Annotated in this window: 1 protein-coding gene; it reads left to right on the top strand. The window is 58.2% G+C overall.

Annotated features, from left to right (window positions below; genetic code table 11):
- The first annotated feature begins 709 nt into the window (after positions 1 to 709).
- On the top strand, positions 710 to 1,150 hold the full coding sequence (locus tag ACIRP7_RS45575; RefSeq protein WP_403672969.1) for a hypothetical protein: 441 nt from the start codon (positions 710 to 712) through the stop codon (positions 1,148 to 1,150).
- Positions 1,151 to 2,258: the final 1,108 nt, after the last annotated feature.

Below are 2,258 nucleotides of genomic sequence, written 5' to 3'. Positions count from 1 at the left end.
GGGAACTTGATCAAGCCCTGCACGGCCATCCCGGAAGACCATCGGCGCCATGCGCGCGAACCGACGCTTTATTCGGAACTTCACAGGGGTTCCCCCTTTGATGGTGGATGATCGCTCCGCGCAGGCTCCCGTCCTGAGGGCGTCGATGACCAGTTCGGTGCGCATATGGGTCGGCGATCTACCAGCCCACCAGCCGCTTGGAGTGCAGGTCCAGCAGCGTCGCCGGATAAGGGAATTGACCGTCACCGACGGGGAGATACGGGATGTCCCCCACGTGCTTCCCGCACCGGCGCATCACCCACACCACTACCTGCGGTTCACAGCACCAACGCCAACTCGCGCCGCTCTCAACCAGGTTGACAAAATCCGAGTGGCATGGTTGCGCGAAGTTGCGGAACCGGCCATATGGCTCATCCTGGAAATAACACACGACCACCGCGCCAGCAGTTTCGGGCGAAACGATCGCTCGAGATCTACACATTGCAGAACGAGGACGAGAGCTTTCCCCTTGATGCCGGCCGGATCAGCCCCGATCTCTGGAGCGACTACTACGAGAAAGAGATCGACGTAATGCAGCTCGCGAGTGCGCTCACCACCTCGTGGGGAAAGATCTTCAAGCTGGTCGGCATGCAGACCCACTACAACGACTACTTCCACGGACCGCTCGATCGGGCCTGGATCAGGCTAACGTTCACCCGCCGATCCACAGATGGTCGACCTGAAGTCATTGCACCGGTTCACTTTTACGGTCGATCCGGTCGCCGACGTACCGGACGACCATTTCGACGCCAAGACCAAAATCATCCGTTCGGCGCTCGTCGGAGCGGCGCATCCCGACAATGTGATCTCCTGCGAGATACGCCACGACGGCGAATATCAACAGCGGCGGCCCGACAAGAGCGTGACGACCCAGTGGTTGCTGCCCAAGGTCAGCACCCGCGACGCTAAGACGACGCCGCTGCTGCCGCCCGAGGAAGGATTCGGCGATGACCCACCCCTTACCGCCCCCACATCGCTGGCGTTCTGGGGACGAGGCGTCGGCGGAAGCTGGCAGGTGACAATCCCGCAACAGCAGTTCGACACAGGACTGAACCTGAACGGACTCACCCGGATCCAAGTGTGGATCGGATACCAGTTTCTCCACGATTGACCGACCGCGGCACGATCGGCGAGATGACCGGCGGGCGACTGCCTGGAGGTCTAGACGGCGATCGATGGGCCGGACGCTACGCGCCAACAAGGGCATCGGTTTCTACCAGCTGAGAAACGCGAGATTGGAGATGCGCAATGACAGAGATCGACGCGGCTGTAGTGGACTCGAACGCGTCCAGCGTTACGATCCTGGCAACGATATTCAACAAATCAAGTCGTACTATCGCCACGGGCGGCACAGTGCGACTTACGGCAGCTCCCTTTGGGACCGGAAATTTCGCTGATGGGACTTTCGGCTCGATCGCGCCAGGGGGACAAGAGACGCAGCTTATCAATTGGGATTTGGAGCAAGACGATATGGGACATACCCCATATCCGACGGCCGCCCACTATTTCCTTTCAGCGGAAGGGGGCGGGGCCTGCTCAGGCGGAACCGGTGAAAATCCAGAAGGAATCGCAGGAGTCCGATTCTCCATATTTGACTCTGACTGGTCATAACTTACGCCGATCCTGGATAGAGGGGCACTGACTCCCCGAAACAGGCGAATAACGTTCACCCACTCGCCAGAGCCGATTTGTCCTTCAACATAGCATCATCTAGATGCCACAGGTCGGTTAGTCGGCACTCGCAGCACTATGATCATGGTTGGCGATAAGCAACCTAATCCCCTGGCTTCCCGTACTGTGGAGTTCCCGAGACGGTGGGCCTGGGGTAAATGGCGGTCCCGTCCGGAGTTAGCGAGGAGATCATGTCTACTTCGTCATTTCAAATGTCGAGCTTCACTCCTGTTGACGGTAAGATTGTCAATCAAAGCTCGACCCCTGTATCGTTCTCATTCTCTAGCGCATACGTAACACATATCAGCGTCGACATATGGTCTGAGGATGACCAAGGCGCAACCTACGCTGATAGGCAAGAAACGGATACGAACGGTACCGATGATGTGGGCTTGTCGTTTGCCGTGCCCGCCGCCGTTGACCTGCACTACAAGATTACGATCAGTGGTGACCCCGGCTCCAATAATATTGTCTACGTCCGCATCGAATGGTAACTCGTTAGCATTCCGTGTGCCATCCCAGCCCCGCCAGGGCTTGATCAAGTTCCG

The sequence above is a fragment of the Streptomyces sp. NPDC102270 genome (assembly GCF_044766405.1).
GTDB lineage: Bacteria > Actinomycetota > Actinomycetes > Streptomycetales > Streptomycetaceae > Streptomyces.
The sequence above is the reverse complement of the archived record's forward strand: the minus strand, read 5'-3'. Positions and strand labels throughout refer to the sequence as shown.

Excerpts from the sequence above, each read along its gene's own strand:
- ACIRP7_RS45575 (WP_403672969.1), top strand. The coding sequence starts at position 710 with ATGGTCGACCTGAAGTCATTGCACCGGTTCACTTTTACGGTCGATCCG.